This window comes from Rubrivivax sp. A210 (assembly GCF_904426505.1).
Lineage (GTDB): Bacteria > Pseudomonadota > Gammaproteobacteria > Burkholderiales > Burkholderiaceae_C > Rubrivivax.
Genome location: NZ_CAJGBN010000056.1, coordinates 152457 through 177800 on the forward strand (window position 1 = coordinate 152457; position 25344 = coordinate 177800).

Sequence of the window (25344 nt, forward strand, 5' to 3'; positions counted from 1 at the left end):
AGGACATGGCCGCCTTCTTCATCGACCGCCCCATCTTCGCCTGGGTCATCGCGCTGTTCGTGCTGGTGCTGGGCGGCGTGTCCATCACGCAGCTGCCGGTGTCGCAATACCCGCCGGTGGCGCCGCCGTCCATCGTGGTCTCGGCCGGCTACCCCGGCGCCAGCGCGCAGACGCTGGAAGACAGCGTGCTCTCGGTGATCGAGCGCGAGATGAACGGTGCGCCCGGGCTGATCTACATGGAATCCGTGGCCCAGGCCGACGGCAGCGGCAACATCACGCTGAGCTTCCAGCCCGGCACCAGTGCCGACCTGGCGCAGGTGGAGGTGCAGAACCGCCTGGCGCGCGCCACGCCGCGGCTGCCGGCGGTGGTGACGCAGCAGGGCGTGCGCGTGGACAAGTCGCGCAGCAACTTCCTGCTATTCGCCATCCTGTCATCCACCAACCCGGCCTACGACCCCATCGCCCTGGGCGACTACGCGGCGCGCAATGTGCTGCCCGAACTGCAGCGCGTGCCCGGCGTGGGCCAGGCCCAGCTCTTCGGCACCGAGCGCGCCATGCGGGTCTGGGTCGACCCCGCCAAGCTGCAAGGCCTGCGCCTGTCCAGCGCCGAGGTGGTGGCCGCCATCCGCGCCCAGAACGCGCAGGTGGCTTCAGGCTCCATCGGCGACCTTCCCAACGTGGCCGGCCAAGGTATCGCGGCCACGGTGGTGGTGCGCGGCCAGCTGGGCACGGTGGAGGAGTTCGGCCGCATCGCGCTGCGCGCCAACGCCGACGGCTCGACGGTGCGCCTGGCCGACGTGGCGCGCATCGAGCTGGGTGCGCAGGGCTACGCCACCCAGGCACGCCTGAACGGCAATCCGTCCACCGGCATCGGCGTGCAGCTCTCGCCCACCGGCAATGCGCTGGCCACCGCGGCGGCCATCCGCGTGAAGATGGACGAGTTGCAGCGCTACTTTCCGCCGGGCATGAGCTACAGCATCCCCTACGACAGCTCGCGCTTCGTCAAGATCTCCATCACCCAGGTGGCGATGACCCTGCTCGAGGCCGTGGGCCTGGTGTTCCTGGTGATGTACCTGTTCCTGCAGAACTTCCGCTACACCGTGATCCCCACCATCGTGGTGCCGGTGGCGCTGCTGGGCACCTTTGCCGTGCTGCTGGCGCTGGGCTATTCCATCAATGTGCTGACCATGTTCGGCATGGTGCTGGTCATCGGCATCGTGGTCGACGACGCCATCGTGGTGGTCGAGAACGTCGAGCGCATCATGAGCGAGGAAGGCCTGCCGCCGCGCCAGGCCACGCGCAAGGCCATGGGCCAGATCCAGGGCGCCATCATCGGCATCACCGTGGTGCTGATCTCGGTGTTCGTGCCGCTGGCCTTCTTTGCCGGCTCGGTGGGCAATATCTACCGCCAGTTCTCGGCCGTGATGGTGGCCTCCATCGCCTTCTCGGCCTTCATGGCGCTGTCGCTCACGCCGGCGCTGTGCGCCACCCTGCTCAAGCCGGTGCAGGCCGGCCACCACCTCGAGAAGGGCGGCTTTTTCGGCTGGTTCAACCGCTTCTTCAAGCGCCGCACCCAGCACTACGAAAGCGTGCTCGGCGGCATGGTGCGCAAGGCCGGGCGCTACCTCATCCTCTACGGCGTGATCATCGGCGCCGTGGGTTGGGTCTACCTGCGCCTGCCCACGTCCTTCCTGCCGGCCGAAGACCAGGGCAACATGATCGTCAACGTGCAGCTGCCGCCGGGTGCCACGCAACAGCGCACGCGTGCAGTGATGGAGCAGGTCGAGGCCTACATCCTCAAGCAGCCCGAGGTGAAGAGCATGGTCGCGGTGCTGGGTTTCAGCTTCTCGGGCCTGGGCCAGAACGCCGGCCTGGCCTTCGTCACGCTCAAGGATTGGGACGAGCGGCCCGACCCGGCCAATTCGGCACAGGCCCTGGCCGGCCGCGCCTTCGGCGCGCTGATGGGCATACGCGACGCCTTCATCTTTCCGCTCAGCCCGCCGCCCATCCCCGAGCTGGGCACGGCCTCGGGCTTCAACTTCCGCCTGCAAGACCGCGGCGGCATGGGCCACGACGCCCTGGTGGCGGCGCGCAACCAGCTGCTGGGCATGGCCGGGCAGAGCAAGCTGCTGGCCCAGGTGCGCCCCGACGGCCTGGAAGACGCGCCGCAGCTGCAGGTGGAGATCGACCGCGACAAGGCCGCGGCCCTGGGCGTGGGCTTCGACAGCATCAACGCCACGCTGTCGACGGCGCTGGGTTCGGTCTATGTCAACGATTTCCCCAGCGCCGGCCGCCTGCAGCGCGTGGTGGTGCAGGCCGACGCGCCGGCGCGCATGCAGCCGCAGGATCTGCTGCTTCTCACCGCCAGCAACAGCCGCGGCGACCCGGTGCCGCTGGCCGCCTTTGCCAGCACGCGCTGGATCACCGGCGCCATGCAGACCGTGCGCTACAACGGCTACCCCGCCATGCGCCTGGGTGGCAGCGCGGCGCCGGGCTACAGCACCGGCGACGCCATGGCCGAGATGGAACGCCTGGCGGCGCAGCTGCCGGCCGGCTTCGGCTATGAGTGGACCGGCATCTCGCGCGAAGAGAAGATCGCCGGCAACCAGGCGCTCGTCCTCTACGGCTTTGCCATCCTGGCCGTCTTCCTGTGCCTGGCGGCGCTGTACGAGAGCTGGTCCATCCCGTTCTCGGTGATCCTGGTGGTGCCGCTGGGCGTGTTCGGCGTGGTGCTGGCCACGCTGATGCGCGGCTACGCCAACGATGTGTACTTCCAGGTCGGCCTCATCACCATCATCGGCCTGGCGGCCAAGAACGCGATCCTGATCATCGAATACGCCAAGGACTTGCAGGCCCAGGGCAAGAGTCCCATCGACGCCGCGCTGGAAGCCGCCCATTTGCGCTTCCGACCCATCGTGATGACCTCGCTGGCCTTCATCCTGGGCGTGATGCCGCTGTTCCTGGCCAGCGGCGCCGGTTCGGCCAGCCAGCGCGCCATCGGCACCGGCGTGGTCGGCGGCATGATCAGCGCGGTGACGCTGTCGGTGCTGTTCGTGCCGGTCTTCTTCGTCGTCGTGCGCCGCTTCTTCAAGGGCAGCGAACGCCAGCGCCGCCTCTACGCGCACGAGATGGATGGTCCCGCTGCACCCGCTATGCCCGCTTCACCCGCCGCACCCCCTGCGGTGCCGCCCGCCAGGAGCGACGCATGATGCCGCGCACCCTTGCCCCGCTGGCCACGGTGATGGCCTGCCTGCTGGCCGCCGGCTGCAGCACCCCCCCGCCGCAGCCGGCCTACCAGCGCCCGGCCGCCCCGGTGGCCGCGGCCTTTCCGGTGCCCGAAGTGGGTCCGCCGCCGGCCGCCACCGGCCCGGCCGCGGCCGAGATCCCCTGGCAGCAGTTCCACGGCGACCCGCGCTGCCGCCGTCTCATCGAACTGGCGCTGGACAACAACCGCGACCTGCGCATCGCCGTGCTCGCCATGGCGCAGGCGCGCGCCCAGCTCGGCCTGCGCCGCGCCGACGAGACGCCCACGGTCAACGCCGGCATTGGCGCCACGCGCCAGGCCACGAATGGCGGCGGCAGCACCGGCACTTACAGCGCCGGCCTGCTGGTGACGTCCTGGGAGGTCGATTTCTTCGGCCGCCTGAACGGCCTGTCCGACGCCGCCGCGGCCCAGTTGCTGGCCAGCACCGAGGCGCGCAAGGCAGCCCAGATCAGCCTGGTTGGCGCCGTCGCCAGCGCCTGCCTGACCGTGCAGGCCGACGAGGAACTGCTGCGCGTGACGACGCAAACGCTGGACACGCGCACCGAAACGCTGCGCCTGACCAAGCTGCGCGTCGACCAGGGCGCCGGCTCGCAGATCGAGCTGCGCGCGGCCGAATCGCTGCTCGAATCAGCCCGCATCGCGCTGGCCCAGACCCAGCGCCAGCGCGCGCTGGACGAGAACGCGCTCGTGCTGCTGGTGGGCCGCCCGCTGCCCGACGACCTGCCCGCGGCGCCGGCCTACGGCAGCGCGCCGCCGCTGCAGGATTTGCCCGCCGGCCTGCCGTCGGAGTTGCTGGCGCGCCGCCCCGACGTGCGCCAGGCCGAGCAGTTGCTGCTGGCCGCCCGCGCCAATGTGGACGCCGCCCGCGCTGCCTTCTTTCCGCGCATCAGCCTCACCGGCAGCCTGGGCCTGGCCAGCACCGAGCTGAGCCGCTTGTTCAGCGGCGGCCTGGCCTGGAGCCTGGCACCCCAGCTGCTGCAGCCGCTCTTCGACGGCGGCCGCAACCAGGCCGGCCTGGACGCGGCCAAGGCCGGCAGCGACATCGCCGTGGCCCAGTACGAGCGCACGCTGCAGACCGCCTTCCGCGAGGTGGCCGACGCCCTGGCCGGCCGCGCCACGCTGGGCGAGCAGCTGCGTGCCCAGCAAGCACTGCTGGCGGCCGAGCAAGACCGCGCCGCCCTCACCGAGCTGCGCCAGCGCCATGGCGCCGCCAGCAGTCTGGACGTGCTGGACGCCCAGCGCTCGCTGTTCGCGGCCCGGCAGGCGCTGGTGCAGACCCAGCTGCAGCAGGCGCTCAACGGGGTGGCGCTCTACCGCGTGCTGGGCGGCGGCTGGATCGAGCCGACCGCGGCGCGCTGATCCGTTTTCGGATCAGCAGGCCTGGGCCGCGGCCCAGGCCGCCAGCGCGCGGTGCAGCTGCTCCAGCCCGTCGGTCAACGCCGCCGGCCCCGGCTGCAGGATGTCGCAGCTCTTGATCTCGTGCAGCCGGCCCCATGCCACGGCCGGCACGGCGGCCCAGCCGGGCCGGGCAGCGAGATGTTCGGGCCGGAATTTCTTGCCGCACCAGGAGCCGAAGATCACGTCCGGCGCGCGCCGCGCCGGCTCGGCCGCATCGGCAATCACGCGGTCGCGGCCCATGGCCTGCAGGGCCAGCTCGGGGAAGACATCGTCGCCACCGGCCAGCGTGGCCAGCTCCGACACCCAGCGGATGGCGCTGATCATCGGCTGGTCCCATTCCTCGAAGTAGACGCGCGGCCGGCGTGGCCAACGTGCCGCCGCGGCAGCGATTTCGGCGTGGCGGGCCAGGCAGCGAGCCATCCAGGCCTCGGCGCGGTCCTGCGCGCCCACCAGGGCCGCCACCATGCGCATCGTGGCGATGATCTCGGCCACGCTGCGCTGGTTGGTCACCCACACATTGAGCCCGGCGCGTATCAGCTTGTCGGCCAGCGCCGCCTGCATGTCGCTGAATCCGATCACCAGATCGGGCTTCAGTTCGACGATGCGCTCTATCTTGCCGTCGAGAAAGGCCGAGACACGCGGCTTCTCCTGGCGCGCACGGCGCGGCCGCACCGTGTAGCCGCTGATGCCGACGATGCGCGCCTCCTCGCCCAGCAGGTAAAGCCACTCGGTGGTCTCTTCGGTGAGGCAGACGATGCGTTGTGGGCCCATTGCGCAAGCCTACAGCGCCTACAAGGCTGGAACTGCCACCCAGCGCGGCCCCTGGGTCGTGGCCACGCGCTCGATGCTGAAGGCGTCGCCGAACACCGCCACCAGGGCCGCCTGCAAGGCAGGGTCGGCCGGTGCGCCGTCGGCCACCAGGCGGCCGGCCTCCAGCACCAGCAGGCGGTCGGCGGCCAGCGCGAGGTTGACGTCGTGCAGCACCGCCAGCACCGCCTGGCCGGCCCGTGCGCGCGCCGCCAGGCTGCGCAGCAGCGCGCGTTGGTGAGGCGCGTCGAGGTGGGTGGTGGGCTCGTCCAGCAGCAGCACGCCGGCGCCGACCGCCAGCGCACGCGCCAGCAGCACGCGCTGGCGCTCGCCGCCAGAAAGCTCGCCCAGGCGGCGCCCGGCCAGCGCGCTGCAGGCGGTTTCTGCCATCGCGGCCGTGATAGCCGCGGCGTCCTCGGCATCGGCCGTGCCGAGCAGGCCGCGGCGCGGCAAGCGGCCCAGCGCCACGACGTCGCGCACGGCGATTTCGCCCTCGGCCTCGCCCACCTGGGCCAGCCAGGCCAGGCGCCGTGCGCGCTCGCGCGCCGGCCAGTCGGCGAGCGGGCGGCCGTCCAGCCTCACCTCGCCGACCGAGGCTGCGCGCAGGCCGGCCAGGGCCTGCAGCAGGCTGCTCTTGCCCGCGCCATTGGGCCCCACCACGGCGGCCCACTCACCGCCGCGCAAGGCCAGCGTGACGCCGTCGACGACCACGCGGCCGCCCAGCTTCAGGCTCAGGCCGGTGCAGCTGATCATCAGCGCTTGCGCAACAGGGCCAGCAGGTAGGCGCCGCCAAAGACCGCGGTGAGCAGGCCCACCGGCAGCTCGCGCGGGGCGATCACGCTGCGCGCGGCCACGTCGGCGGCCAGCAGCAGCACGCCGCCAGCCAGCGCCGACAACGCCAGCAGCGCGCCGTGGGTGACGACGACGCGGCGCCGCACCAGGTGCGGCGCCACCAACCCGACGAAGGCCACCAACCCGGCCTGGGCCACGGCGCTGCCGGTGGCCAGGGCCACCAGGGCCAGCAGGGCCAGGCGCAGGCGCGGCAGGGCCAGGCCCAGGCTGGCGGCACTGGCTTCGCCCAGCACCAGGGCGTCGAGCACGCGCGCCAGCGGCACCGCCAGCGGCAACACCACCACCAGGGCCGCACCCAGCCAGGCCACGCTGGCCCAGCCGAAGAAGCTGGTGGTGCCGAGCAGGAAGACCTGCTTGCCGCGCAGCGCCTCGGGGGCGAGCAGGATGATCAGGTCCGACAGCGCCGTCAGCAGCACGCCCACCACCACGCCGGCCAGCAGCAGCACCATGGGCCGACCGGCGCCGCGTGCCAGCACCAGGGTCAGCAGCATGCCGCCCAGGGCGCCGGCAAAGGCCGCGCCCACCAGGCCCAGGCGCAACAGGGCCGAGGCCGCCGCGGGGCCGAATTCGCGCCCGATCAGGCCGCCCGCTGCCAGCACCAGCACCACGCCCAGGCCGGCGCCGGCCGCCGATCCCAGCAAGTAGGGATCGGCCAGCGGGTTGCGGAACAGGCCCTGGGCCAGCGCCCCGGCCAGGCCCAGCAGCGCGCCGGCGAAGAGCGCGCCCAGGGTGCGCGGCGCGCGGATGCTGGCGATCAGCTCGGCGTCGGCCGCCCAGTCCAGCGACCAGCCCTCGGCCCCGGCCGACAGGCCCGCCGCCACCAGCAGCAGCGCGGCAGACGCCAGCAGCAGGGCCAGGCGCTGGGGCGGGCTCAGGGCCGCGGTGGCGCCAACCGGGTCGATGCCGGGCGGTGGCAGGGTCGGGGTCCAGCTCATGGGACGAAGCTCCGCGCTGCGCGCTGCGGCATGAGCGCTTGGTGAGCTGAGGCCGGACACGGACAGTCCCTGCGGACTGTCCGTGCCTGCCGAAGGCCATTGGCCTGCGGCCGATGGCGGCCCGGCGCGCTCATGGCAAGTCCTCCAACCGGCGCAGACAGGCAACGATGGCCTCGGCGGCCTCGCCCAGGCGCGGGCCGGCGCGCATCAGGGTGTCGAACTCGGCGCTGGCAAAGCCGCAGGTCTGGCGTCGGCGCAGCGCCTGCAGCGCGGCCCAGCCGGGGCGGGCGGGCATCTGGGCCAGTTCGTCGGCGCTGGCCATCAGCAGGGCCGGCTGGGCGCGCAGCACGAACTCCGGGTTGAGCTGGGGAAAGGGGCCCAGCGCGGCCGGCACGATGTTCACCAGCCCCAGGCCCGCCAGCAGTTCGCCCACGAAAGAGGCCTCGCCGGCCGCAAAGGGCGTGGCCGCGACCTCGAAATAGACGCTGCGCCCGCGCAGCCGCGCCGGCACGCCGGCGGCCGCGGCGGCGATGCGGCGTTCCACCGCCGCCACCAGGGCCGGCCCGGCCGCCGGCTCGCCCAGGGCCTGGGCCACGGCGGCGATGGCGCGGCGCGTGCCGGCCCAGTTGCGGGGTTCCAGCGCCAGCACCGGCAGGCCCAGGGCCTCGAGCCGCTCGACCGCACGCGTGGACACCGCGGCCAGCACCAGGTCGGGCTTGAGCGCGGCCAGGCGTTCGATCTGGGTGTCGTCCAGGCCGCCCAGCTTGGGCAGGCTGCGCAGCGCCTCGGGCCAGGTCGAATAGCGGTCGGTGCCGACCAGGCGGGCGCAGGCCTGCAGCGCACACACCGTTTCGCTGAGCGAGGGCGAGAGCGAGACGATGCGCTGCGGCACCCGCGCCAGCGTGACGCTGTGGCCGCGGTCGTCGACCACGGTCACCGGCGCGGCCAGGGCCGCGGCCAGCGACAGGGCCATCAGCGAGGCGGCAGCGATGCGCAGCAGCATGGCCGCCTACTTCGGTGTGTAGCGCAGCGTGACGAAGGTTTCGCGGCGGGGCTGGTCGTAGCCCAGCGCCGTCTCGTAGGCCTTGTCGCCCGCATTGTTGAGCTTCAGGCCCAGCGCCAGTTCGCGCGAGACTGTCCACTCGGCGCGCAGATCCAGCGTGGCATAGCCGGCCAGGCGCGCGGTGTTGGCCGCATCGTCGTAGCGCGACGAGAAGGCAGCCAGCGTCGCACCGGCGGACCAGGGCCCGCGGGTCCAGTCGACGCCCAGCCGCAGCGCGTCCTGGGCCCGGCGCGGCAACTGCTTGCCGAAGCTGGCGCTGCCCGCAGTGTTGTTGCGCGGGTCGATGTGGTCGAGTGCTGCCGACATCGCCAGGTCGCGCCAGCGGCCTTCGTAGGCCAGCGTCACGCCGTCGATGCGTGTACGCGGCAGGTTGGCCGGCGTTGCGCCGCTGGTGATGAAGCCGCGGTAGCGGTTGTCGAAATAGGTCGCACGCACACTGTGGCCACTCGCTGTCCACTGCAGACTCAGCTCGCCGTGGCGGCCCGTTTCCGGGCGCAACAAGGGATTGCTGAAGCCCGGAAAGTAGAGGTCGCCAAAGCTGGGGGCACCAAAGCTGGTGCCGTAGGTGGCGCCCAGGCGCCAGGCTGGCGACAGCGCGTAGCCGTAAGCCGCTGCACCGGTGGTCGCACCGCCGAACTGCGAGTTCCGGTCGTGGCGCAGGCTGGCGTTCCAGGCATGCGGGCCGGCCCCACCGTCCAGGCCCAGCGCCACAGCGTCGATGTCGCGCCGGCTGACCGTGAACGGCTCGCCCGGACGGCTGACCGATTCGCTTTGCCGCTCGACCATCAGCAGCGCGTTGCCCAGCGGCGTCGCCACGGTGTTTTCCCAGCTCAACTGGCGTATGCGCGACTCGATCAGACCCAGGGGGGAGAAGGGGTCTGCCGTGCTGAGCGTGTCGTAGCCGTCGACGGACTCGGATGCGCTCAGGCGCATCTGCCAGCCAGCGCTGACGCGCCCGCTGGCCGAAATACCGACGACGTCGTTGCTCAGTCGGGCGCGCGCATCGACGCCGGGGCCGTCATCGATGCGCGTGACGCCGCGCGAGTGCAGGCCCAGCAGTTCCAGCCGCCAGTCGGCCGTCGGCCGCCAGCCCAGCCGCAAGCCGCCGCCGGTCTGGCCAAAGCCGTCGCGATCCGGATTGAAGGCGCCGAAGGGCTCCTTGTCGTTGGTGGCCGAGACGCCTTGCACATAGGTTCTCTGCACCTGGACCGCGGCGTCGATGCTGCCATTGCCATAGGTGGCACCGCCTGCCACCTGGCCATAGCCGTGTGAGCCGGCGCTGGCCAGGGCGTTGGCCGTGACCCCCTGGCTGCCACGCCGTAGAAAGACCTGGATCACCCCGCCCATGGCGCCGCTGCCGTACAGCGAGGACATCGGCCCGCGAACGATCTCGATGCGATCCACCGCCTCCAGCGGCAGGTTGTCGAGCGAGGGCGTGCCGGACGTGGCAGAGCCGACGCGAACGCCATCCACCAGCAGCAGCGTGTGGCGAGACTGCAGCCCACGGATGAAGAGCGAGGCGTTCTTGCCAAGTCCCCCGCTGCTGCTGAATTGCAGACCGGCTTGCTGCGACAGCAATTCCACGAGCGTGCGGCCGGCGGCACGGTCCAGCATCGCGCGATCGATGACGGTGACCTCAGCCACGACCTCGTTCACCCGCACCGGGGTGCGGGTCGCGGTGACGACGACACTCGAATCGACCTGGGCGGCCGCGTGATGCGCCGCGACACAGGTCAGCAAAAGGGAAAGCAGGCGCGCGAGCCGGCGGCGCCCATAGGCTTTGGCAAACATTTCATCCTCCATCCGCACGCCCCGTGCGGTCTAGACCAGCGGGCTGGGCCGTGAAGGATCAAAGGCAGAAAAGGGTGCGAAACCATCGGCCGCACCGCTGTCTGCACCGCCCACCGCAGCGCCAGCATCCATGCACCGGGCCGGTATCCGGGCTCGCGAGTGCCGGACGGGAGGAGATTCCGTCCGGAGGCCTGCCGCGCCTTCCCAGTTCCAGAGGTGGAACCAGTGGCCTGTCGTGCGGCACGCTCCTCGCTGACCGTTGCGGGGGCAGCACCGGAATCGCGCTGGGTCGAACATCCGACCCGCGCTCACCGGTTTCCCGTTCAACCCGACGCCCTGAACGGGGCGGCAGGCACCTGGTGCAAGCCCCGCGATGCTAGCGCAGCGCCTTTGCCGCCCGCTGACGCCCGCATCCGCTCGACCCGGCCGGCCGCCGCCCACCCCACCGATATACTTGCGATTTCCACCACGGCACACGCTCAAGGCGGGTGCTGCACGCAATGACCAAGTTCGTCTTCGTCACCGGCGGCGTGGTGTCCTCGCTGGGCAAGGGCATCGCAGCGGCATCGCTGGCGGCCATCCTCGAGTCGCGTGGCCTCAAGGTCACCCTCATCAAGCTGGACCCCTACCTCAACGTCGACCCGGGCACCATGAGCCCGTTCCAGCACGGCGAGGTCTTCGTCACCGACGACGGTGCCGAGACCGACCTCGACCTCGGCCACTACGAGCGCTTCATCACCACCAAGATGAAGCGCGCCAACAACTTCACCACCGGCCAGATCTACAAGAGCGTGCTCGAGAAAGAGCGGCGCGGCGACTACCTGGGCAAGACGGTGCAGGTGATCCCCCACGTCACCGGCGAGATCCAGGAATTCATCAAGCGCGGCGCGGCCGAGGTCGACGTGGCCATCGTCGAGATCGGCGGCACCGTGGGCGACATCGAGAGCCTGCCCTTCCTCGAAGCCGTGCGCCAGATGAGCCTCAAGCTCGGGCCCACCAACAGCGCCTTCGTGCACCTGACCTATGTGCCCTGGATCGCCGCCGCCGGCGAGCTGAAGACCAAGCCCACCCAGCACACGGTGCAGAAGATGCGCGAGATCGGCATCCAGCCCGATGTGCTGCTGTGCCGCGCCGACCGCACCATCCCCGACGACGAGCGCGAGAAGATCAGCCTCTTCACCAATGTGCAGCCGCACGGCGTGATCTCCATGCCCGACCTCGACACCATCTACAAGGTGCCGCGCGTGCTGCACGAGCAGGGCCTGGACGAGCTGATGTGCATGAAGCTGCAGCTGCTCACCAAGCCGGCCGACCTGCGGCGCTGGGATTCGCTGGTGCACGAGGTCGAGCACCCGCAGCACACGGTGAAGATCGCGATGTGCGGCAAGTACACCGATCTGTCGGACAGCTACAAGTCGCTCAACGAGGCGCTGCGCCACGCCGGCATCCACAACCACGCCAAGGTCGAGATCGAGTACGTCGACGCCGAGACGCTGACGCCGCAGACCATGGGCCAGCTCGCGCCCTTCGACGCCATCCTGGTGCCGGGCGGCTTCGGCAAGCGCGGCATCGAGGGCAAGATCTGCGCCGCGCAGTTTGCGCGCGAGAACCGCGTGCCCTACCTGGGCATCTGCCTGGGCATGCAGGTGGCCACCATCGAGTACGCGCGCCATGTGGCCGGCATGGCCGACGCCAACAGCACCGAATTCGAGCCCGGCTGCGAGCACCCGGTGATCGCCCTCATCGAGGAATGGCAGGACCGCGACGGTTCGATTCAAAAGCGCACGGCCAGCTCCGACCTCGGCGGCACCATGCGCCTGGGCGCGCAAAGCTCCGACGTCACGCCCGGCACCCTGGCCCACCGCATCTACGGCGCTGTGGTCACCGAGCGCCACCGCCACCGCTACGAAGCCAATGTGCGCTTTCTGGATCGCCTTCAGCAGGCCGGCCTGGTGATCAGCGCGCTGACCCAGACCGAGCAGCTGACCGAGATCGTCGAGCTGCCCACCGCCGTCCACCCCTGGTTCATGGGCGTGCAGTTCCACCCCGAGTTCAAGAGCACGCCCTGGGGCGGCCATCCGCTGTTCACCAGCTATGTCAAGGCGGCGCTCGAGCACCACGCGCGCCGCGAGCAACCCGTGAAGGCCGTGGCATGAAGCTCTGCGGTTTCGAGGTCGGCGTAGCCCGCCCCTTCTTCCTCATCTCCGGCCCCTGCGTGGTCGAGAGCCTGCAGCTGCAGATGGACGTGGCCGGCCGGCTCAAGGAGATCACCAGCGAGCTGGGCATCCCCTTCATCTTCAAGAGCAGCTACGACAAGGCCAACCGCAGCAGCGGCAGCAGCTTCCGCGGCCCCGGCATGGAACGCGGGCTCGAGATCCTGGCCCAGGTCAGGCGCGAGCTTGGCGTGCCCGTGCTCACCGATGTCCACGCCGAGAGCGAAATCGCCGCGGTGGCCGCGGTGGTGGACGTGCTGCAGACGCCGGCCTTCCTGTGCCGCCAGACCGATTTCATCCGCGCCGTGGCGCAGAGCGGCAAGCCGGTCAACATCAAGAAGGGCCAGTTCCTCGCGCCGCACGACATGAAGAACGTGCTCGACAAGGCGCGCGCCGCGGCGCGCGAGGTGGGGATCGATGAAGACAGCTTTCTCGCCTGCGAGCGCGGCGCCAGCTTCGGCTACAACAACCTGGTGTCCGACATGCGCAGCCTGGCCATCCTGCGCGAGACCGGCGCGCCGGTGGTCTTCGACGCCACCCACAGCGTGCAGCTGCCGGGCGGCCAGGGCACGAGCAGCGGCGGCCAGCGCGAGTTCGTGCCGGTATTGGCGCGCGCCGCCATCGGCGTGGGCATCGCCGGCGTCTTCATGGAGACGCACCCCGATCCGGCCCACGCGCTGAGCGATGGCCCCAATGCCGTGCCGCTCAAGCACATGAAGGCCCTGCTGGAACAGCTGCTCGCGCTCGACCAGGTCGTCAAGCGCCAGCCGCTGCTGGAAAATGATTTCGGCTGCTGAGGCAGCACCTCTCTCTCATCCTCTGGAGAAGACAAAACCATGAGTGCCATCGTCGATATCGTCGGCCGAGAAATTCTCGACAGCCGCGGCAACCCGACCGTCGAATGCGACGTGCTGCTGGAAAGCGGCACGATGGGCCGCGCCGCCGTGCCCTCCGGCGCATCCACCGGCAGCCGCGAGGCCATCGAGCTGCGCGACGGCGACAAGAGCCGCTACCTGGGCAAGGGCGTGCTCAAGGCGGTCGAGCACATCAACACCGAGATCAGCGAAGCGGTGATGGGGCTTGATGCCAGCGAGCAGGCCTTTCTCGACAAGACCCTGATCGACCTCGACGGCACCGAGAACAAGGGCCGCCTGGGCGCCAATGCCACGCTGGCCGTGAGCATGGCGGTGGCGCGCGCCGCGGCCGAAGAAAGCGGCCTGCCGCTGTACCGCTACTTTGGAGGCATGGGCCGCATGCAGCTGCCGGTGCCGATGATGAACGTCATCAACGGCGGCGCCCACGCCAACAACAACCTCGACCTGCAAGAGCTGATGATCATCCCCGTGGGGGCGCCCAGCTTCCGCGAGGCCGTGCGCTACGGCGCCGAGGTCTTCCACGCGCTCAAGAAGATCATCCACGACAAGGGCATGCCCACCAGCGTCGGTGACGAGGGCGGCTTCGCCCCCAACGTGGCCAGCCACGAGGCCGCCCTGCAACTCATCATCGAGGCCATCGAGAAGGCCGGCTACAAGCCCGGCGAGCAGATCGCGCTGGGCCTGGACTGCGCCGCCAGCGAGTTCTACAAGGATGGCAAATACCACCTCGAAGGCGAAGGCCTGGTGCTGAGCGCCGCCGAGTGGACCGACATGCTCGCCACCTGGGCCGACAAGTACCCCATCATCAGCATCGAAGACGGCATGCACGAGGGCGACTGGGCCGGCTGGAAGCACCTCAACGAGCGCCTGGGCAAGAAGCTCCAGCTCGTCGGCGACGACCTCTTCGTCACCAACACCAGCATCCTGCAGCGCGGCATCAGCGAGGACGTGGCCAACTCCATCCTCATCAAGATCAACCAGATCGGCACCCTCAGCGAAACCTTCTCAGCCATCGAGATGGCCAAGCGCGCCGGCTGGACGGCGGTGGTCAGCCACCGCAGCGGCGAGACCGAGGACAGCACCATCGCCGACATCGCGGTGGGCAGCAACGCCGGCCAGATCAAGACCGGCTCGATGAGCCGCAGCGACCGCATCGCCAAGTACAACCAGCTGCTGCGCATCGAGGAAGACCTCGGCGACGTCGCCAGCTACCCCGGCCGCGCCGCCTTCTACAACATCAAGGCCCGCTGAGCCGGCACGCATGCGCTGGGCCTCGGTCGTGCTGGCCGCCTTGCTGCTGGCCGTGCAAGGCGACCTCTGGTTCGGCAAGGGCAACCTGCCCTATGTCGTGAGCCTGCACAAGCAGCTGGATGCGCAGCGCGCCGCCAATGCGGCGGCGCGCGAGCGCAATGCGCGCGTGGCCGCCGAGGTGAGCGATCTGAAGGAAGGCCTGGAGATGGTGGAGGAGAAGGCGCGCGCCGAACTGGGCATGGTGCGGCCCGACGAGATCCTCGTCCAGGTCAGCGGCCGGCGGCCGTGATCGACGGCCTGCTGCAGACCGCCGCCCCGCTGCTGGCGCCCGCCTTCACGCTCTGGGGCAGCGCGGTCACCTGGCTGGAGATCGCCGCCTTCGTGCTGTCGGTATGGATGGTGCTGTGCAATATGCGCGTCAACCCGCTGGGCTGGCCGCTGGCCATCGCCTCGTCGGCGCTGTACGCGCTGTTGTTTGTCGGCAGCAAGCTCTACGGCGAGGCCGGGCTGCAGCTGCTGTTCATCGCCATGGCGGGCTGGGGCTGGTGGCAGTGGCTGCGCGGCCACGGCGAAGGTGGCACAGCGCTGCAGGTGGGCCGGCTCACGCCGCGCCAGCGTGCGCTGGCCCTCGCCGCCACGCTGGCGGCCTGGCCGCTGCTGGCCCTGCTGCTGCGCCAGGGCACCGACAGCGACGTACCCTGGCTGGACGCCCTGCCCACCGTGGCCAGCGTCACCGGCACGCTGCTGCTGGCCAGGAAGCGCATCGAGAACTGGCCCACCTGGGTGGCGGTGAACGTGTTCACCACCGGCCTGATGGCCTACAAGTCCCTGTGGCTCACGATGCTGCTGTACGCCCTCTTCACCCTGATGGCGCTGGTCGGCTGGCGCGCCTGGCAGCGCCTGGCGCCGCCGGCCACACCGGCCGTCGCGCCAGCCTGATGCCGGCCTTGCGCATCGCCATCGTCGGCGCCGAAAGCACCGGCAAGACGACGCTGGCACAAACCCTGGCCGCGCGCCTGGGCGCCGAGACCGGACGGCGCGTCGCCTGGGTGCCCGAGCTGCTGCGTGAGTGGTGCGAGCAGCACGGCCGCACGCCGCTGCAGCAGGAGCAGGCGCCGCTGGCGCGCAGCCAGCATGTGCGCATCGCAGCCGCGGCGGCGGCGCACGACATCGTCGTCTGCGACACCACGGCGCTGATGACGGCGGTCTACAGCCGCATCGTCTTCGGCGACCGTTCGCTCGATGCCGAGGCCGCCGAGCTGCACCGCAGCGGCGTCGCGCTGACCCTGCTGACCGCGCTGGACCTGCCCTGGGTGGCCGACGGCCTGCAGCGCGACGGCCCCCATGTGCGCCAGCCGGTGGACGATGCACTGCGCGAGCTGCTGCTGGCGCAGCGCCTGCCCTTCGCGGTGGTGGCCGGCGCCGGCGAACGCCGCATCGCCCATGCGCTGGCCGCCGTGGCGCCGCTGCTGCGGGGCCTGCCCGAGGGCAGCGCCACCCGCCGTGGCCTGTTCACCGGCCTGGGCGAACCGGGACGCGAGGCCCGGTGCGGCTGGGCCTGCGAGTGCTGCGACCCGGCGTCGGAACAAGCCCTGCTGCGGCAGCGCTGAGCCGCCGCAGCCGGCGGCTGGTTCAGGCCGCCATGTGCTGGTCGACCGCGTCCAGCACCTTTTCAGGCGCCTCGGCCTCCTCGTCGGTCTCGTTGTCGAGCTGGCGCCGCAGCCTTTCAGTGTCGAGGTCGCCGGTCCACTTGGCGACGACGACGGTGGCCACGCCATTGCCGATCAGGTTGGTGAGCGCACGCGCCTCGGACATGAAGCGGTCGATGCCCAGGATCAGCGCCAGCCCGGCCACCGGCACGCCGCCCACCGCCGACAGCGTGGCCGCCAGCACGATGAAGCCGCTGCCGGTGACGCCGGCCGCGCCCTTGCTGGTGAGCAGCAGCACCGCCAGCAGCGTGAGCTGCTGCGTCATCGTCATCGGCGTGTTGGTGGCCTGGGCGATGAAGACCGCGGCCATCGTCAGGTAGATCGAGGTGCCGTCGAGGTTGAAGGAATAGCCGGTGGGAATGACCAGGCCGACCACCGACTTGCGCGCGCCCAGGTTCTCCATCTTGGCCATCATGCGCGGCAGCACCGACTCCGAAGACGAGGTGCCCAGCACGATGAGCAGCTCTTCCTTGATGTACTTGATGAACTTCCAGACCGAGAAGCCGTGCGCCCGCGCGATGCCGCCCAGCACCACGAAGATGAAGAGCAGGCAGGTGGCGTAGAAGGTGGCCATCAGCTGGCCCAGCTGCAGCAGCGACGAGACGCCGTACTTGCCGATGGTGAAGGCCATCGCGCCGAAGGCCCCGATGGGCGCCACCTTCATGATGTAGCCGACGATCACGAACAGTACGTGCGAGAACTTCTCGATGAAGTCGAACACCAGGGTGCCGCGGCCGCCGAACTTGTGCAGCGCGAAGCCGAACATCACGGCGAACAGCAGCACCTGCAGGATCTCGCCCTTGGCGAAGGCGTCGACCACCGTCGACGGGATCACGTTGAGCAGGAAATCGGTCGTGTTCTGCATCTTGCCCGGCGCGGTGTAGGCGGCAATGCCCTTGGTGTCGAGCGAGGCGACATCGATGTTCATGCCCTTGCCGGGTTCGACGATGTTGATGATCAGCAGACCCACCAGCAGGGCCACGGTGCTGACAACCTCGAAGTACAGCAGGGCCAGGCCGCCGGTCTTGCCGACCTTCTTCATGTCTTCCATGCCGGCGATGCCCACCACCACGGTGCAGAAGATGATGGGCGCGATGATCATCTTGATCAGCTTGATGAAGCCGTCGCCCAGCGGCTTCATGGCCGCGCCGGTCTGGGGCCAGAAATGGCCCAGCAGGACGCCGATCACGATGGCCGTGATGACCTGGAAATAGAGCGACTTGTAGAACGGTTTGTGCATGGTCTCGCCTCCGGCGGCCCCGGGCCGCGCGACGCGAGTGTCTGCCTTCCGCTGCTGAAAGTCGTCCGTATTTGCCGCAACCCACGGCCGCGGCAGGGACTCGGCTCACGCCCGCTCCAGCCTCAGTTCACCGCCTGCGAGCCCGGCGCCTGGCGCCCCGGTGGCGTGAAGATGCCGGCCACGTCGACGGCGTCGAAACGGTACTGCAGGCCGCAGAACTCGCAGCCCACCTCGACCCGGCCGCGCTCGGCGATGAGCCCGTCGCTTTCCTCGCGCCCCAGCGACTGCAGCATGCCCGTCACGCGCTCGCGCGAGCAGCTGCAGGCAAAGCGCGGGCGCATTGGCTCGAACACGCGCAGCGGCTCTTCCCAGAACAGCCGGCGCAGGATCTGCTCGCTGCCCAGCGTCAGCAACTCCTCGCGCGTGAGCGTGGCCGCCAGCAGCGCGATGCGCGTGAAGGCCTCGGACTGGCCGATCTCGTCCTCGTTGCGCCGGCCACCCTGCCCACCACCGAGATTGCCCTCGCCTTCCACCGGCAGGCGCTGGATCAGCAGGCCGGCGGCCACGCGCTCGTCGGAAGCCAGCACCAGCCGGGTGTCGAGCTGCTCCGACTGCAGCATGTAGTGCTCCAGCACCTGGGCCACCTGCTGCAGCGGCTCGCGCTGGTCGCCGTGCAGCGGCACCACGCCCTGGTAAGGCTGCTGACCGGGCAGCTTGTCGCGCGGGTCCAGCGTGATGGCGCAGCGGCCCTTGCCGCCCGGGTTGCACAGCGCCGCCAGTTGGGCGCCCGGTGGCACCGCGCCCACCACGGTGGCGGTGGCGCGGAAGGCCAGGTCGGGTTGGACCTCGGCCACCGCCAGCTTGACCGGGCCGTCACCGTGGATCTGCAGCAGCAGGGCGCCGTTGAACTTGATGTTGGATTGCATCAGCACGCCGGCCGCCGCCAGCTCGCCCAGCAGCGTGCGCACCTCGGGTGCGTGGGCGCCCACGGTCTGGCGTCGGCGCAGCAACTCCTGCCAGGCCTCGTCCAGGTACACCAACATGCCGCGCACCGGCAGGCCCTCGAAGAGGAACTTCACGAGCTCGCTCATCAGGCAATCCGCTTCATCGTGCGCGCGTGGCGCTGGGCGTTGGCCACGTAGTGCAGCGCACCGCTGCGCAGCCGCGCCAGCTGCTCGGGGCCGAGCGGACGCACCGCCTTGGCCGGCGCACCCAGGATGAGCCAGCCATCGGGGAATTCCTTGCCCTCGGTGACGACGGCGCCGGCACCCACCAGGCAGTGGCGACCGATCTTCGCGCCGTTGAGCACCACGGCCTGGATGCCGATCAGCGCCCCATCGCCCACGCTGCAGCCGTGCAAAGTGACCTGGTGGCCCACGGTCACGTCCTCGCCCAGCGTGAGCGGCGAGCCGATGTCGGTGTGCAGCACGCTGCCATCCTGCACATTGCTGCGCGCACCTATCGTGATCCACTCGTTGTCGCCGCGCAGCACCGCGCCGTACCAGACGCTGGCGCCCTCGGCCAGGGCGACGCGGCCGATGATCTGGGCGCTGTCGGCCACCCAGGCCCCGGGTGCAATGCGGGGCACGTCGTCCCCAAGCTGATAAATGGCCACGGCGACCCCTGCGTTGCGAAGCCGATAATTCTAGGGATGGAGCTACGCGCCGCGGCCCTCGATGCCTGGAGACTGCCCGACCCCGCGGCCAAGGCTGCCGCCGTGCAGGCTTTGGCCGCCGCGGCGCCGGCGCCCGACCCGGCACTGCGGCTGCACGCCGAAGGCGCACCGGGCCATCCGCCACGGCCGCTGTTGGTGCCGCTTTCGTCCCTGCCCCGCCGCAGCCCCTTCACGGTCGAGGGCCGGGCCGCGCTGCTGCACGCGGTGGCCCACATTGAGTTCAACGCCATCAACCTGGCCCTGGATGCGGTCTGGCGCTTCGCCGCCATGCCGCCCGCCTACTACGCTGACTGGCTGCGCGTGGCCGCCGAAGAGGCCACCCACTACGGCCTGCTCGCCCAGCATCTGGCGACACTGGGCCATGCCTATGGCGACTTCGACGCCCACGACGGCCTGTGGGCGATGACGGCCAGGACGGCCGGCGACATCGTCGCCCGCATGGCCCTGGTGCCGCGCACGCTGGAAGCGCGCGGCCTGGACGCCACGCCGCCCATGCAGGAAAAGCTCAAGCGCGCCGGCGACCACGGCGCGGTGGCCATCCTCGACATCATCCTGCGCGACGAGATCGGCCATGTCGCGGTGGGCAACCGCTGGTACCGCTGGCTGTGCGAGCGCGACGGCCTGGAGCCTCTGGCCCACTACGCGCGGCTGGCGGCGCAACACCAGGCGCCGCGTTTGCGGCCGCCCTTCAACCAGGCGGCCCGGCTTGCCGCCGGCTTCAGCGCGGCAGAAATCGCGGCGCTCGAATCGGCGCCGGAATCGGCGCTTTGACCCCTTAAACTCGGGCCCTTTCATCGAGGCCCAACCACCATGACCCTGCTCAGCACCCGCCGTTTCCTGCAGATTGCCGGCCTTTCGGCCGCCGCCCTGCTGCTCGCCGCCTGCGGCAAGAAGGAAGCCCCGCCCGCGCCGCCCGCGCCCGCCGCCGTGGCCTCGGCGCCCGCGCCGACCCCGGCCAAGGTCTATGTGGTCGGCACCGATGCCGCCTACGCTCCCTTCGAGAGCCAGAACGAGAAGGGCGAGATCGTCGGCTTCGACATGGAAGTGGTGCAAGCCGTCGCCGCCAAGGCCGGCTTCGAGGTCAAGCTCGTCAACACGCCCTGGGAAGGCATCTTCAAGGCGCTCGAGCAGGGCGACCGCGACATCGTCGTCTCGGCCGTCACCATCACGCCCGAGCGCAAGCAGACGCTGGACTTCTCCGAGCCCTACTTCGACGCCCAGCAACTCATCGCCGTGGGCGAGAAGAGCAAGGTCACCAAGTTCGCCGATCTGAAGAAGCTCAAGGTCGGCGTGCAGACCGGCACCACCGGCGACGAGGCCGTGAGCAAGCTGCTGGGCAAGACCAGCGCCAACATCAAGCGCTTCGAAGGCACGCCGCTGGCACTGAAGGAACTTGAGTCCGGCGGCGTCGACGCCGTGGTGGCCGACAACGGCGTGGTCATCAACTACCTGGCCAACAACCCGGGCGGCAAGTTCAAGTCCATCTCCGACAAGGAGTTCGCGCCCGAGCAGTACGGCATGGCGGTGAAGAAGGGCAATGCCGAACTGCTGGCCAAGATCAACAAGGGCCTGGCCGACATCAAGGCCGACGGCAGCTACGACAAGATCTACACCAAGTACTTCGGCGCCCCGCCCGCTGCAGCGGCAGCCGCCCCGGCCCCGGCCGCCTCGAAGTAAGACGGAAAGAAGGCGATGGATCTTCGCTGGGAGATCCTCGCCGGCTATGGGCCGCTGTTCCTGGCCGGCCTGTGGATGACGGTGGAGCTCACGCTCGTGGCCATCGTCGTCGGGCTGGCGCTCGGCGTGGTCTTCGGCCTTGTCAGCACCTCGGCCGACGCGCCGCAGCCGCACAGCCTGGCGGCACGGCTGCTGCTGAGCCTGGCCCGGGGCGTGACGCGCCTTTACGTCACGTTCTTCCGCGGCACGCCGCTCTTCGTGCAGATCCTGCTGGTTCACTTCGCCCTGATGCCGGCGTTGATCCACCCCGACCACGGCCTGCTGCTGGCCGGCGAGGGCGCGCGCAGTTTCCGCCAGGAGCACGGCGCCTTCTTCTCGGGCTGCCTGGCGCTGAGCCTCAACGCCGGCGCCTATATCAGCGAGATATTCCGCGCCGGCATCCAGAGCATCCACCGCGGCCAGACCCAGGCCGCCTACAGCGTGGGCCTCACTCACGGCCAGGCCATGCGCTTCGTGGTTCTGCCGCAGGCCTTCCGGCGCATGGTGCCGGCACTGGTGAACGAGGGCGTCACGCTCATCAAGGATTCCTCCCTGGTCTCGGCCATAGGCCTGGCCGAGCTGGCCCTGGCGGCCCGCACCGTGGCCGGTTCCTATTCGCGCTATTGGGAGCCGTACCTCGCCATTTCGGCGATTTACCTGGTGTTGACGCTGACGCTGTCGTTGCTGGCCCAGCGCCTCGAAGCCCCGGCCCACCTGCGCGGCCGCTGAGCCCCTTATTGGGGCATCGCCCCAGCACGGGGCACTGCGCGTGTGACGCCGCCCCGACTGTTGTAATAAAGCTGCAACATGGGCGGGTTTCCAGATTACCGAGGGGTAAAGCGAGGGTTTATCCGAGCTTGCCCCCATAAACTGCTAGCCGTGGCGGGTCATTACGACCGCCCGAGTTTCCAATCCATCGTCATCCCAAACAAAGGATCCGCATGAAGCGCACTCTCATCGCCGCCGCCCTGTCCACCCTGTTCGTTGGCGCCGTCCACGCCGAGTACTCGATCTACGGTCTCCTCGACGCCAGCATCGGCAAGAGCATTCCCGATGACATGACCGACAAGCGCGTCAACTTCCACTCCGGCGGTGACAGCGACAGCGGCCAGGGCAACTCGACGACCCGCATCGGCGTCAAGGGCAGCACCGATGTCGGCTCCGGCATCAAGATGAACTTCAAGCTGGAAACCGGCGGCATTGGCGCCGACGGCGCAATCACCAGCGCGGTGTTGTTCAACCGCCAGGCTTGGCTCGGCGCCTCCGGCAGCTTCGGCGAAGTGCGCTTCGGCCGTCAGGATTCGGTGCCCTTCCAGGCCCTCATCGACTACGACTACAACGGCTTCTCCAATGGCGTCACGGCCATCGGCTACGCCGGCGTGCCCTGGGCTGCCGGCCGCCAGAGCCGTTCGCTGCAATACATCTCGCCGACGGTCGGCGGCCTTAAGGGCCAACTGGGCCTGCAACTGAAGGACAGCGACCGCACGGTCACCAACTCCAAGGACGTCGTCTCCGGCGCGCTGACCTACACCGCCGGCGGCCTGTCGGGCAGCGTGGCCTTCCAGTCCAAGGATGTTTCGGGCGGCAACAACTACTTCGGCGCCGCCGTCGGCTATGACTTCGGCATGGCCAAGGTCAGCGTCGGCTACCACGACGTCAAGGATGTGAAGGGCATCTCCCTGGCCGCCCAGACCACGGTCGCCGGCTTCAACCTCGGTGCCATCTACGCCACCCAGACCACCGACAAGACCGACGACGCCAAGGGCCAGGCGATCGAGCTCTACGTCAACAAGGAAGTCCTGAAGAACACCTACGCCTACTTCGAGCTGGGCAATGCCGACACCAAGGTGGCCGGCGCCAAGAAGGGCACCGGCTACGCCCTCGGCGTGATCTACGTGTTCTGATCAACCTGCGGCGCCCCGCGCGCCGCACCGTCGACAAGACCGCAAGCACCCTCCCGGTTCACGCCGGGAGGGTGTTTTTCCTTGTGCCCGGCCTCAGCCGCGCGGATGGTGGGCCGCGTGCAGCAGGCGCAGCCGCTCGCGCGCCACATGCGTGTAGATGGTGGTGGTGGCGATGTCGGCATGGCCCAGCAGCATCTGCACCGCACGCAGGTCGGCGCCATGGTTGAGCAAATGGGTGGCGAAGGCGTGCCGCAGCGTGTGCGGCGACAGCGGCGTGTGGATGCCGGCCTGCAGCGCATGGCGCTTGATCAGGCGCCAGAACATCTGCCGCGTCATCGCCGCGCCGCGGCGCGTGACGAAGAGCGCCTCGCTGTCCTGGCCGCCCAGGATGGCCGGGCGCGCCTCCACCAGGTAGCGGCGCAGCCAGTCATGCGCCTCGTCGCCGAAGGGCAGCAGGCGCTCTCGCGCGCCCTTGCCGCTGACGTGTACGACGCCGGCGTCCAGAGCCAGACGCACTGCCGGCAGTTGCACCAGTTCGCTCACGCGCAGGCCGCTGGCATACATCAGCTCGATCATCGCGCGGTCGCGCAGACCCAGCGGCGTGTCCACATCGGGCGCGGCGAGCAGGGCCTCGACCTGGGCTTCCGACAGCACCTTGGGCACGCGCAGCGGCTGGCGCGCGGCCAGCAGGCGCAGCGTGGGATCGGCCGCCACCAGGTGCTCACGCAGCGCCCAGCGGAAATAACGCTTGAAGACGGTGAGCCGCCGGTTGGCGGTGGTGGCCCGCGTGGCCGCGTGCCGGTGGGCGATGAAGCCCAGCAGGTCGGACTCAGTGCTGGTGTCCAGGGCCCTGCCCTGCTCGGCCTGCAGCCACGCGGCGTAGAGGCTCAGGTCGCGCCGGTAGGCGGCCAGCGTCAGCGGCGCCAGGCCGTCCTCGATCCACAGCGCGTCGATGAAGCGGTCTATCGACGCCTGGGAAGCAAGCTGCGAAGAAGCCGCCGAAGAGGCCTGGGGGCAGGCCTGTCTGACCGTTGCCGGCGTCGCAGTCACGCGCCCATCAATCGAGCTTGAGCCCCTGCTTGGCGACGACGTTCTTGTAGACCGCGTACTCGGCCTTCATCTGTTCGGCAAACTGCGCCGGGGTGTTGCCGATGACGATGGAGCCGGTGTCCTCAATGCGCTTGCGCACGCCGGCGTCCTCGAGCGTCTTCTTCACCGCGCCGGCGATCTTGTCGACCACCGCCGCGGGCGTGCCCTTGGGCGCAAGCACGCCGTAGTAAGCCATGCGGTTGACCGGCTCCAGCCCCACGTCCTTGAAGGTGGGCACGTTCGGCAACTGCGCCAGGCGCTGCGGCGCCGCCACCACGATGGCGATGAGGCGGCCGTCCTTGATGAAAGGCAGGGCCGAGGGCAGGTTGTCGAAGATGATCTGCACCTGGCCGGCGACGGTGTCGTTGAGCGCCGGGCCCGCGCCGCGGTAGGGGATGTGGGTCATGAAGACCCCGGCCAGGCTCTTGAACAGCTCGGTCTGCAGGTGGCCGATGCCGCCGGTGCCCGAGGAGCTGTAGCTGTACTTGCCCGGGCTCTTCTTGAGCTCGGCGATGAAGCCCTTGTAGTCGCGCGCCGGAAAGCTGGGGTGAACCGCGATCACATTGGGCGTGGCCGCGATGTTGGTGACCGGCATGAAATCAGTCGCCGGGTCATAGCCGATCTTGGGATTGATGGCCGGGTTGGCCGCGGTGGTGGACACCGTGGCCATGCCCAGGGTGTAGCCGTCAGGGGCTGACTTGATGAGTTCGAGCGCACCGATGGAACCACCGCCGCCGGCCTTGTTCTCGACCACCACGGTCTGGCCCAGGGCTGCGCCCAGCTTCTCGCTCACCGTGCGCGCCACGATGTCGGTGGTGCCGCCGGGCGCAAAAGGGACGATCAGCCGCACCGGCTTGGTCGGGTAGGCCTGGGCCTGGGCGGACAGAGGCGCGGCCAGCGCCAGCAGGGCAGCGGCGGCCAGATTGAGCAAGCGCACGGGGGTCATGGGGGCTCCGGTTTGGGGGTTCAGCGCGGCAGGCCGAGCAGGCCGGCACGCATGCGGGCATCGTAAGGCCGCTCGCCGATGAAGGCACGCAGCAGCGCGGTGTAGAAATCGTCACCTGCCAGGGGTTCGGCCTGGAGTTTGCCATTCACGGCGAAGAGCAGGCCGCGGCCCGGATGCAGGTCGAGATCGACCACATCGCCGGCCTTCACCTTGCCCAGCGCCGCGATGCTGGCGCCCAAGGCCTGCAGCCGGCCCGCCAGGCGCGGCAGTTCGGCCGGCGGGCTGTTGCGCTCGACGCCCTGGCGCAAGGCCTTGACGAATTCCGCCGCCGGCGCGTCGTGCTTCATGCGCAGTTGCAGGCGCTTCGGGCCGGCCATGGCCAGCGCCGCCGCCGCGCTGCCGGCCGATTCGGCCAGGTAGAGCGCGACCAGGTAGACCCTGAGCCACTTCACGCCGCGGTAGCCGGTGCCATTGAGCAGCAGATCGGCATCGGCCACGCGCAGGCGGCGCTCGAAGCGCTCGCCCTCGTAGACGATGGCGCCGCTCTGGGCCCGCAGTGGCGGCACGGCGGCCAGCAGCGCGGCCAGCATCAGGGTTCGGCGTGGGATGTCCATG

The 25344-nt window shown here is 70.0% G+C and carries 23 protein-coding genes and 1 riboswitch; of the genes, 12 read left to right on the plus strand and 11 right to left on the minus strand.

Features of this window, described 5'->3' with window-relative positions; genetic code table 11:
- Nucleotides 1-5: 5 nt before the first annotated feature.
- Both JMV16_RS20575 and JMV16_RS20580 read left to right on the plus strand, forming a co-directional pair.
- Nucleotides 6-3209 carry an efflux RND transporter permease subunit gene (locus JMV16_RS20575; protein WP_201496187.1) on the plus strand — a complete coding sequence of 1068 codons (3204 nt, stop codon included), beginning with the start codon at nt 6-8 and terminating at the stop codon, nt 3207-3209.
- Entirely contained in the window at nt 3206-4624 is a 1419-nt protein-coding gene (locus JMV16_RS20580) for an efflux transporter outer membrane subunit (RefSeq protein WP_201496188.1), read from the plus strand. Before JMV16_RS20575 ends, JMV16_RS20580 begins: the two co-directional genes overlap by 4 nt.
- Nucleotides 4625-4636: 12 nt before the next feature.
- On the opposite strand, the gene JMV16_RS20585 is transcribed toward JMV16_RS20580, so the two are convergent.
- From JMV16_RS20585 to JMV16_RS20605, 5 genes are all read right to left on the minus strand, one after another.
- Nucleotides 4637-5434: a helical backbone metal receptor gene (locus JMV16_RS20585; RefSeq protein WP_201496189.1), complete on the minus strand. Its 798-nt coding sequence runs from the start codon at nt 5432-5434 to the stop codon at nt 4637-4639.
- 18 nt (nt 5435-5452) lie between these two features.
- Nucleotides 5453-6223, minus strand: a complete 771-nt coding sequence (locus JMV16_RS20590; RefSeq protein WP_201496190.1) for an ABC transporter ATP-binding protein — start codon at nt 6221-6223, stop codon at nt 5453-5455.
- Nucleotides 6223-7257 (minus strand): FecCD family ABC transporter permease, encoded by a 1035-nt coding sequence (locus tag JMV16_RS20595; protein ID WP_201496191.1) that lies wholly within the window; start codon nt 7255-7257, stop codon nt 6223-6225. The genes JMV16_RS20590 and JMV16_RS20595 overlap by 1 nt, the downstream gene beginning before the upstream one ends.
- A 130-nt stretch (nt 7258-7387) precedes the next feature.
- Complete coding sequence (locus JMV16_RS20600) at nt 7388-8260, minus strand: ABC transporter substrate-binding protein (protein WP_201496192.1); 873 nt, start codon at nt 8258-8260, stop codon at nt 7388-7390.
- 6 nt (nt 8261-8266) lie between these two features.
- Nucleotides 8267-10111: a TonB-dependent receptor domain-containing protein gene (locus JMV16_RS20605; protein WP_201496193.1), complete on the minus strand. Its 1845-nt coding sequence runs from the start codon at nt 10109-10111 to the stop codon at nt 8267-8269.
- A 120-nt stretch (nt 10112-10231) separates the two neighbouring features.
- Nucleotides 10232-10486: riboswitch (cobalamin riboswitch) on the minus strand.
- Between the two features lie 125 nt (nt 10487-10611).
- Here JMV16_RS20605 and JMV16_RS20610 point away from each other — a divergent pair.
- From JMV16_RS20610 to JMV16_RS20635, 6 genes are read left to right on the plus strand one after another with little or no spacing between them, the layout of a single operon-like run.
- Nucleotides 10612-12267 carry a CTP synthase gene (locus JMV16_RS20610; protein ID WP_201496194.1) on the plus strand — a complete coding sequence of 552 codons (1656 nt, stop codon included), beginning with the start codon at nt 10612-10614 and terminating at the stop codon, nt 12265-12267.
- Nucleotides 12264-13121: a 3-deoxy-8-phosphooctulonate synthase gene (gene kdsA / locus JMV16_RS20615; RefSeq protein WP_201496195.1), complete on the plus strand. Its 858-nt coding sequence runs from the start codon at nt 12264-12266 to the stop codon at nt 13119-13121. Before JMV16_RS20610 ends, kdsA begins: the two co-directional genes overlap by 4 nt.
- A 39-nt stretch (nt 13122-13160) precedes the next feature.
- Nucleotides 13161-14450, plus strand: coding sequence for a phosphopyruvate hydratase (gene eno / locus JMV16_RS20620; RefSeq protein ID WP_201496196.1), 1290 nt, complete (start codon nt 13161-13163; stop codon nt 14448-14450).
- Nucleotides 14451-14460: 10 nt separating this feature from the next.
- A complete protein-coding gene (ftsB, locus tag JMV16_RS20625) occupies nt 14461-14739 on the plus strand; it encodes a cell division protein FtsB (protein WP_201496197.1) in 279 nt (92 codons plus the stop codon).
- On the plus strand, nt 14736-15389 hold the full coding sequence (gene pnuC, locus JMV16_RS20630) for a nicotinamide riboside transporter PnuC (protein ID WP_201496198.1): 654 nt from the start codon (nt 14736-14738) through the stop codon (nt 15387-15389). The genes ftsB and pnuC overlap by 4 nt, the downstream gene beginning before the upstream one ends.
- Nucleotides 15389-16060, plus strand: coding sequence for an AAA family ATPase (locus tag JMV16_RS20635; protein WP_201496199.1), 672 nt, complete (start codon nt 15389-15391; stop codon nt 16058-16060). Before pnuC ends, JMV16_RS20635 begins: the two co-directional genes overlap by 1 nt.
- A 22-nt stretch (nt 16061-16082) precedes the next feature.
- Here JMV16_RS20635 and JMV16_RS20640 read toward each other — a convergent pair whose 3' ends face one another.
- The 3 genes from JMV16_RS20640 to JMV16_RS20650 all read right to left on the minus strand — a co-directional run bounded on the left by JMV16_RS20640 (nt 16083) and on the right by JMV16_RS20650 (nt 19014).
- The gene (locus tag JMV16_RS20640) at nt 16083-17399 is read right to left on the minus strand and encodes a dicarboxylate/amino acid:cation symporter (RefSeq protein ID WP_201496200.1); all 1317 of its coding nucleotides are present in this window, start codon (nt 17397-17399) and stop codon (nt 16083-16085) included.
- A 122-nt stretch (nt 17400-17521) separates the two neighbouring features.
- Nucleotides 17522-18490 (minus strand): Hsp33 family molecular chaperone HslO, encoded by a 969-nt coding sequence (locus tag JMV16_RS20645; RefSeq protein ID WP_201496201.1) that lies wholly within the window; start codon nt 18488-18490, stop codon nt 17522-17524.
- On the minus strand, nt 18490-19014 hold the full coding sequence (locus JMV16_RS20650; protein WP_201496202.1) for a gamma carbonic anhydrase family protein: 525 nt from the start codon (nt 19012-19014) through the stop codon (nt 18490-18492). The genes JMV16_RS20645 and JMV16_RS20650 overlap by 1 nt, the downstream gene beginning before the upstream one ends.
- A 36-nt stretch (nt 19015-19050) precedes the next feature.
- On the opposite strand from JMV16_RS20650, the gene JMV16_RS20655 reads away from it, so the two are divergent.
- The 4 genes from JMV16_RS20655 to JMV16_RS20670 all read left to right on the plus strand — a co-directional run bounded on the left by JMV16_RS20655 (nt 19051) and on the right by JMV16_RS20670 (nt 22694).
- Nucleotides 19051-19845: a ferritin-like domain-containing protein gene (locus JMV16_RS20655; protein ID WP_201496203.1), complete on the plus strand. Its 795-nt coding sequence runs from the start codon at nt 19051-19053 to the stop codon at nt 19843-19845.
- A 39-nt stretch (nt 19846-19884) separates the two neighbouring features.
- Entirely contained in the window at nt 19885-20751 is an 867-nt protein-coding gene (locus JMV16_RS20660) for a basic amino acid ABC transporter substrate-binding protein (RefSeq protein ID WP_201496204.1), read from the plus strand.
- A gap of 15 nt (nt 20752-20766) precedes the next feature.
- On the plus strand, nt 20767-21519 hold the full coding sequence (locus JMV16_RS20665) for an amino acid ABC transporter permease (RefSeq protein ID WP_201496205.1): 753 nt from the start codon (nt 20767-20769) through the stop codon (nt 21517-21519).
- 212 nt (nt 21520-21731) lie between these two features.
- Nucleotides 21732-22694, plus strand: coding sequence for a porin (locus JMV16_RS20670; protein ID WP_201496206.1), 963 nt, complete (start codon nt 21732-21734; stop codon nt 22692-22694).
- 93 nt (nt 22695-22787) lie between these two features.
- Here the strand turns inward: JMV16_RS20670 and xerD are convergent, their stop codons facing one another.
- The 3 genes from xerD to JMV16_RS20685 are packed head-to-tail and all read right to left on the minus strand — an operon-like array spanning nt 22788 to nt 25343.
- The gene (xerD, locus tag JMV16_RS20675) at nt 22788-23744 is read right to left on the minus strand and encodes a site-specific tyrosine recombinase XerD (RefSeq protein WP_255511430.1); all 957 of its coding nucleotides are present in this window, start codon (nt 23742-23744) and stop codon (nt 22788-22790) included.
- Between the two features lie 7 nt (nt 23745-23751).
- Nucleotides 23752-24729, minus strand: a complete 978-nt coding sequence (locus JMV16_RS20680) for a tripartite tricarboxylate transporter substrate binding protein BugE (RefSeq protein ID WP_201496207.1) — start codon at nt 24727-24729, stop codon at nt 23752-23754.
- 20 nt (nt 24730-24749) lie between these two features.
- Entirely contained in the window at nt 24750-25343 is a 594-nt protein-coding gene (locus JMV16_RS20685; protein ID WP_201496208.1) for a chalcone isomerase family protein, read from the minus strand.
- Nucleotide 25344: the final 1 nt, after the last annotated feature.

What these genes read in the sequence shown, in the direction of transcription:
- JMV16_RS20665 (WP_201496205.1), top strand. Translation starts at nt 20,767, where the DNA reads ATGGATCTTCGCTGGGAGATCCTCGCCGGCTATGGGCCGCTGTTCCTG.
- JMV16_RS20600 (WP_201496192.1), bottom strand. Translation starts at nt 8,260, where the DNA reads ATGCTGCTGCGCATCGCTGCCGCCTCGCTGATGGCCCTGTCGCTGGCC.
- JMV16_RS20590 (WP_201496190.1), bottom strand. Translation starts at nt 6,223, where the DNA reads ATGATCAGCTGCACCGGCCTGAGCCTGAAGCTGGGCGGCCGCGTGGTC.
- JMV16_RS20575 (WP_201496187.1), top strand. Translation starts at nt 6, where the DNA reads ATGGCCGCCTTCTTCATCGACCGCCCCATCTTCGCCTGGGTCATCGCG.
- JMV16_RS20635 (WP_201496199.1), top strand. Translation starts at nt 15,389, where the DNA reads ATGCCGGCCTTGCGCATCGCCATCGTCGGCGCCGAAAGCACCGGCAAG.
- JMV16_RS20680 (WP_201496207.1), bottom strand. Translation starts at nt 24,729, where the DNA reads ATGACCCCCGTGCGCTTGCTCAATCTGGCCGCCGCTGCCCTGCTGGCG.
- ftsB (WP_201496197.1), top strand. Translation starts at nt 14,461, where the DNA reads ATGCGCTGGGCCTCGGTCGTGCTGGCCGCCTTGCTGCTGGCCGTGCAA.
- JMV16_RS20670 (WP_201496206.1), top strand. Translation starts at nt 21,732, where the DNA reads ATGAAGCGCACTCTCATCGCCGCCGCCCTGTCCACCCTGTTCGTTGGC.
- JMV16_RS20655 (WP_201496203.1), top strand. Translation starts at nt 19,051, where the DNA reads ATGGAGCTACGCGCCGCGGCCCTCGATGCCTGGAGACTGCCCGACCCC.
- JMV16_RS20685 (WP_201496208.1), bottom strand. Translation starts at nt 25,343, where the DNA reads ATGGACATCCCACGCCGAACCCTGATGCTGGCCGCGCTGCTGGCCGCC.
- JMV16_RS20610 (WP_201496194.1), top strand. Translation starts at nt 10,612, where the DNA reads ATGACCAAGTTCGTCTTCGTCACCGGCGGCGTGGTGTCCTCGCTGGGC.
- JMV16_RS20585 (WP_201496189.1), bottom strand. Translation starts at nt 5,434, where the DNA reads ATGGGCCCACAACGCATCGTCTGCCTCACCGAAGAGACCACCGAGTGG.
- JMV16_RS20595 (WP_201496191.1), bottom strand. Translation starts at nt 7,257, where the DNA reads ATGAGCTGGACCCCGACCCTGCCACCGCCCGGCATCGACCCGGTTGGC.
- eno (WP_201496196.1), top strand. Translation starts at nt 13,161, where the DNA reads ATGAGTGCCATCGTCGATATCGTCGGCCGAGAAATTCTCGACAGCCGC.
- JMV16_RS20640 (WP_201496200.1), bottom strand. Translation starts at nt 17,399, where the DNA reads ATGCACAAACCGTTCTACAAGTCGCTCTATTTCCAGGTCATCACGGCC.
- JMV16_RS20605 (WP_201496193.1), bottom strand. Translation starts at nt 10,111, where the DNA reads ATGTTTGCCAAAGCCTATGGGCGCCGCCGGCTCGCGCGCCTGCTTTCC.
- JMV16_RS20645 (WP_201496201.1), bottom strand. Translation starts at nt 18,490, where the DNA reads ATGAGCGAGCTCGTGAAGTTCCTCTTCGAGGGCCTGCCGGTGCGCGGC.
- kdsA (WP_201496195.1), top strand. Translation starts at nt 12,264, where the DNA reads ATGAAGCTCTGCGGTTTCGAGGTCGGCGTAGCCCGCCCCTTCTTCCTC.
- JMV16_RS20580 (WP_201496188.1), top strand. Translation starts at nt 3,206, where the DNA reads ATGATGCCGCGCACCCTTGCCCCGCTGGCCACGGTGATGGCCTGCCTG.
- JMV16_RS20660 (WP_201496204.1), top strand. Translation starts at nt 19,885, where the DNA reads ATGACCCTGCTCAGCACCCGCCGTTTCCTGCAGATTGCCGGCCTTTCG.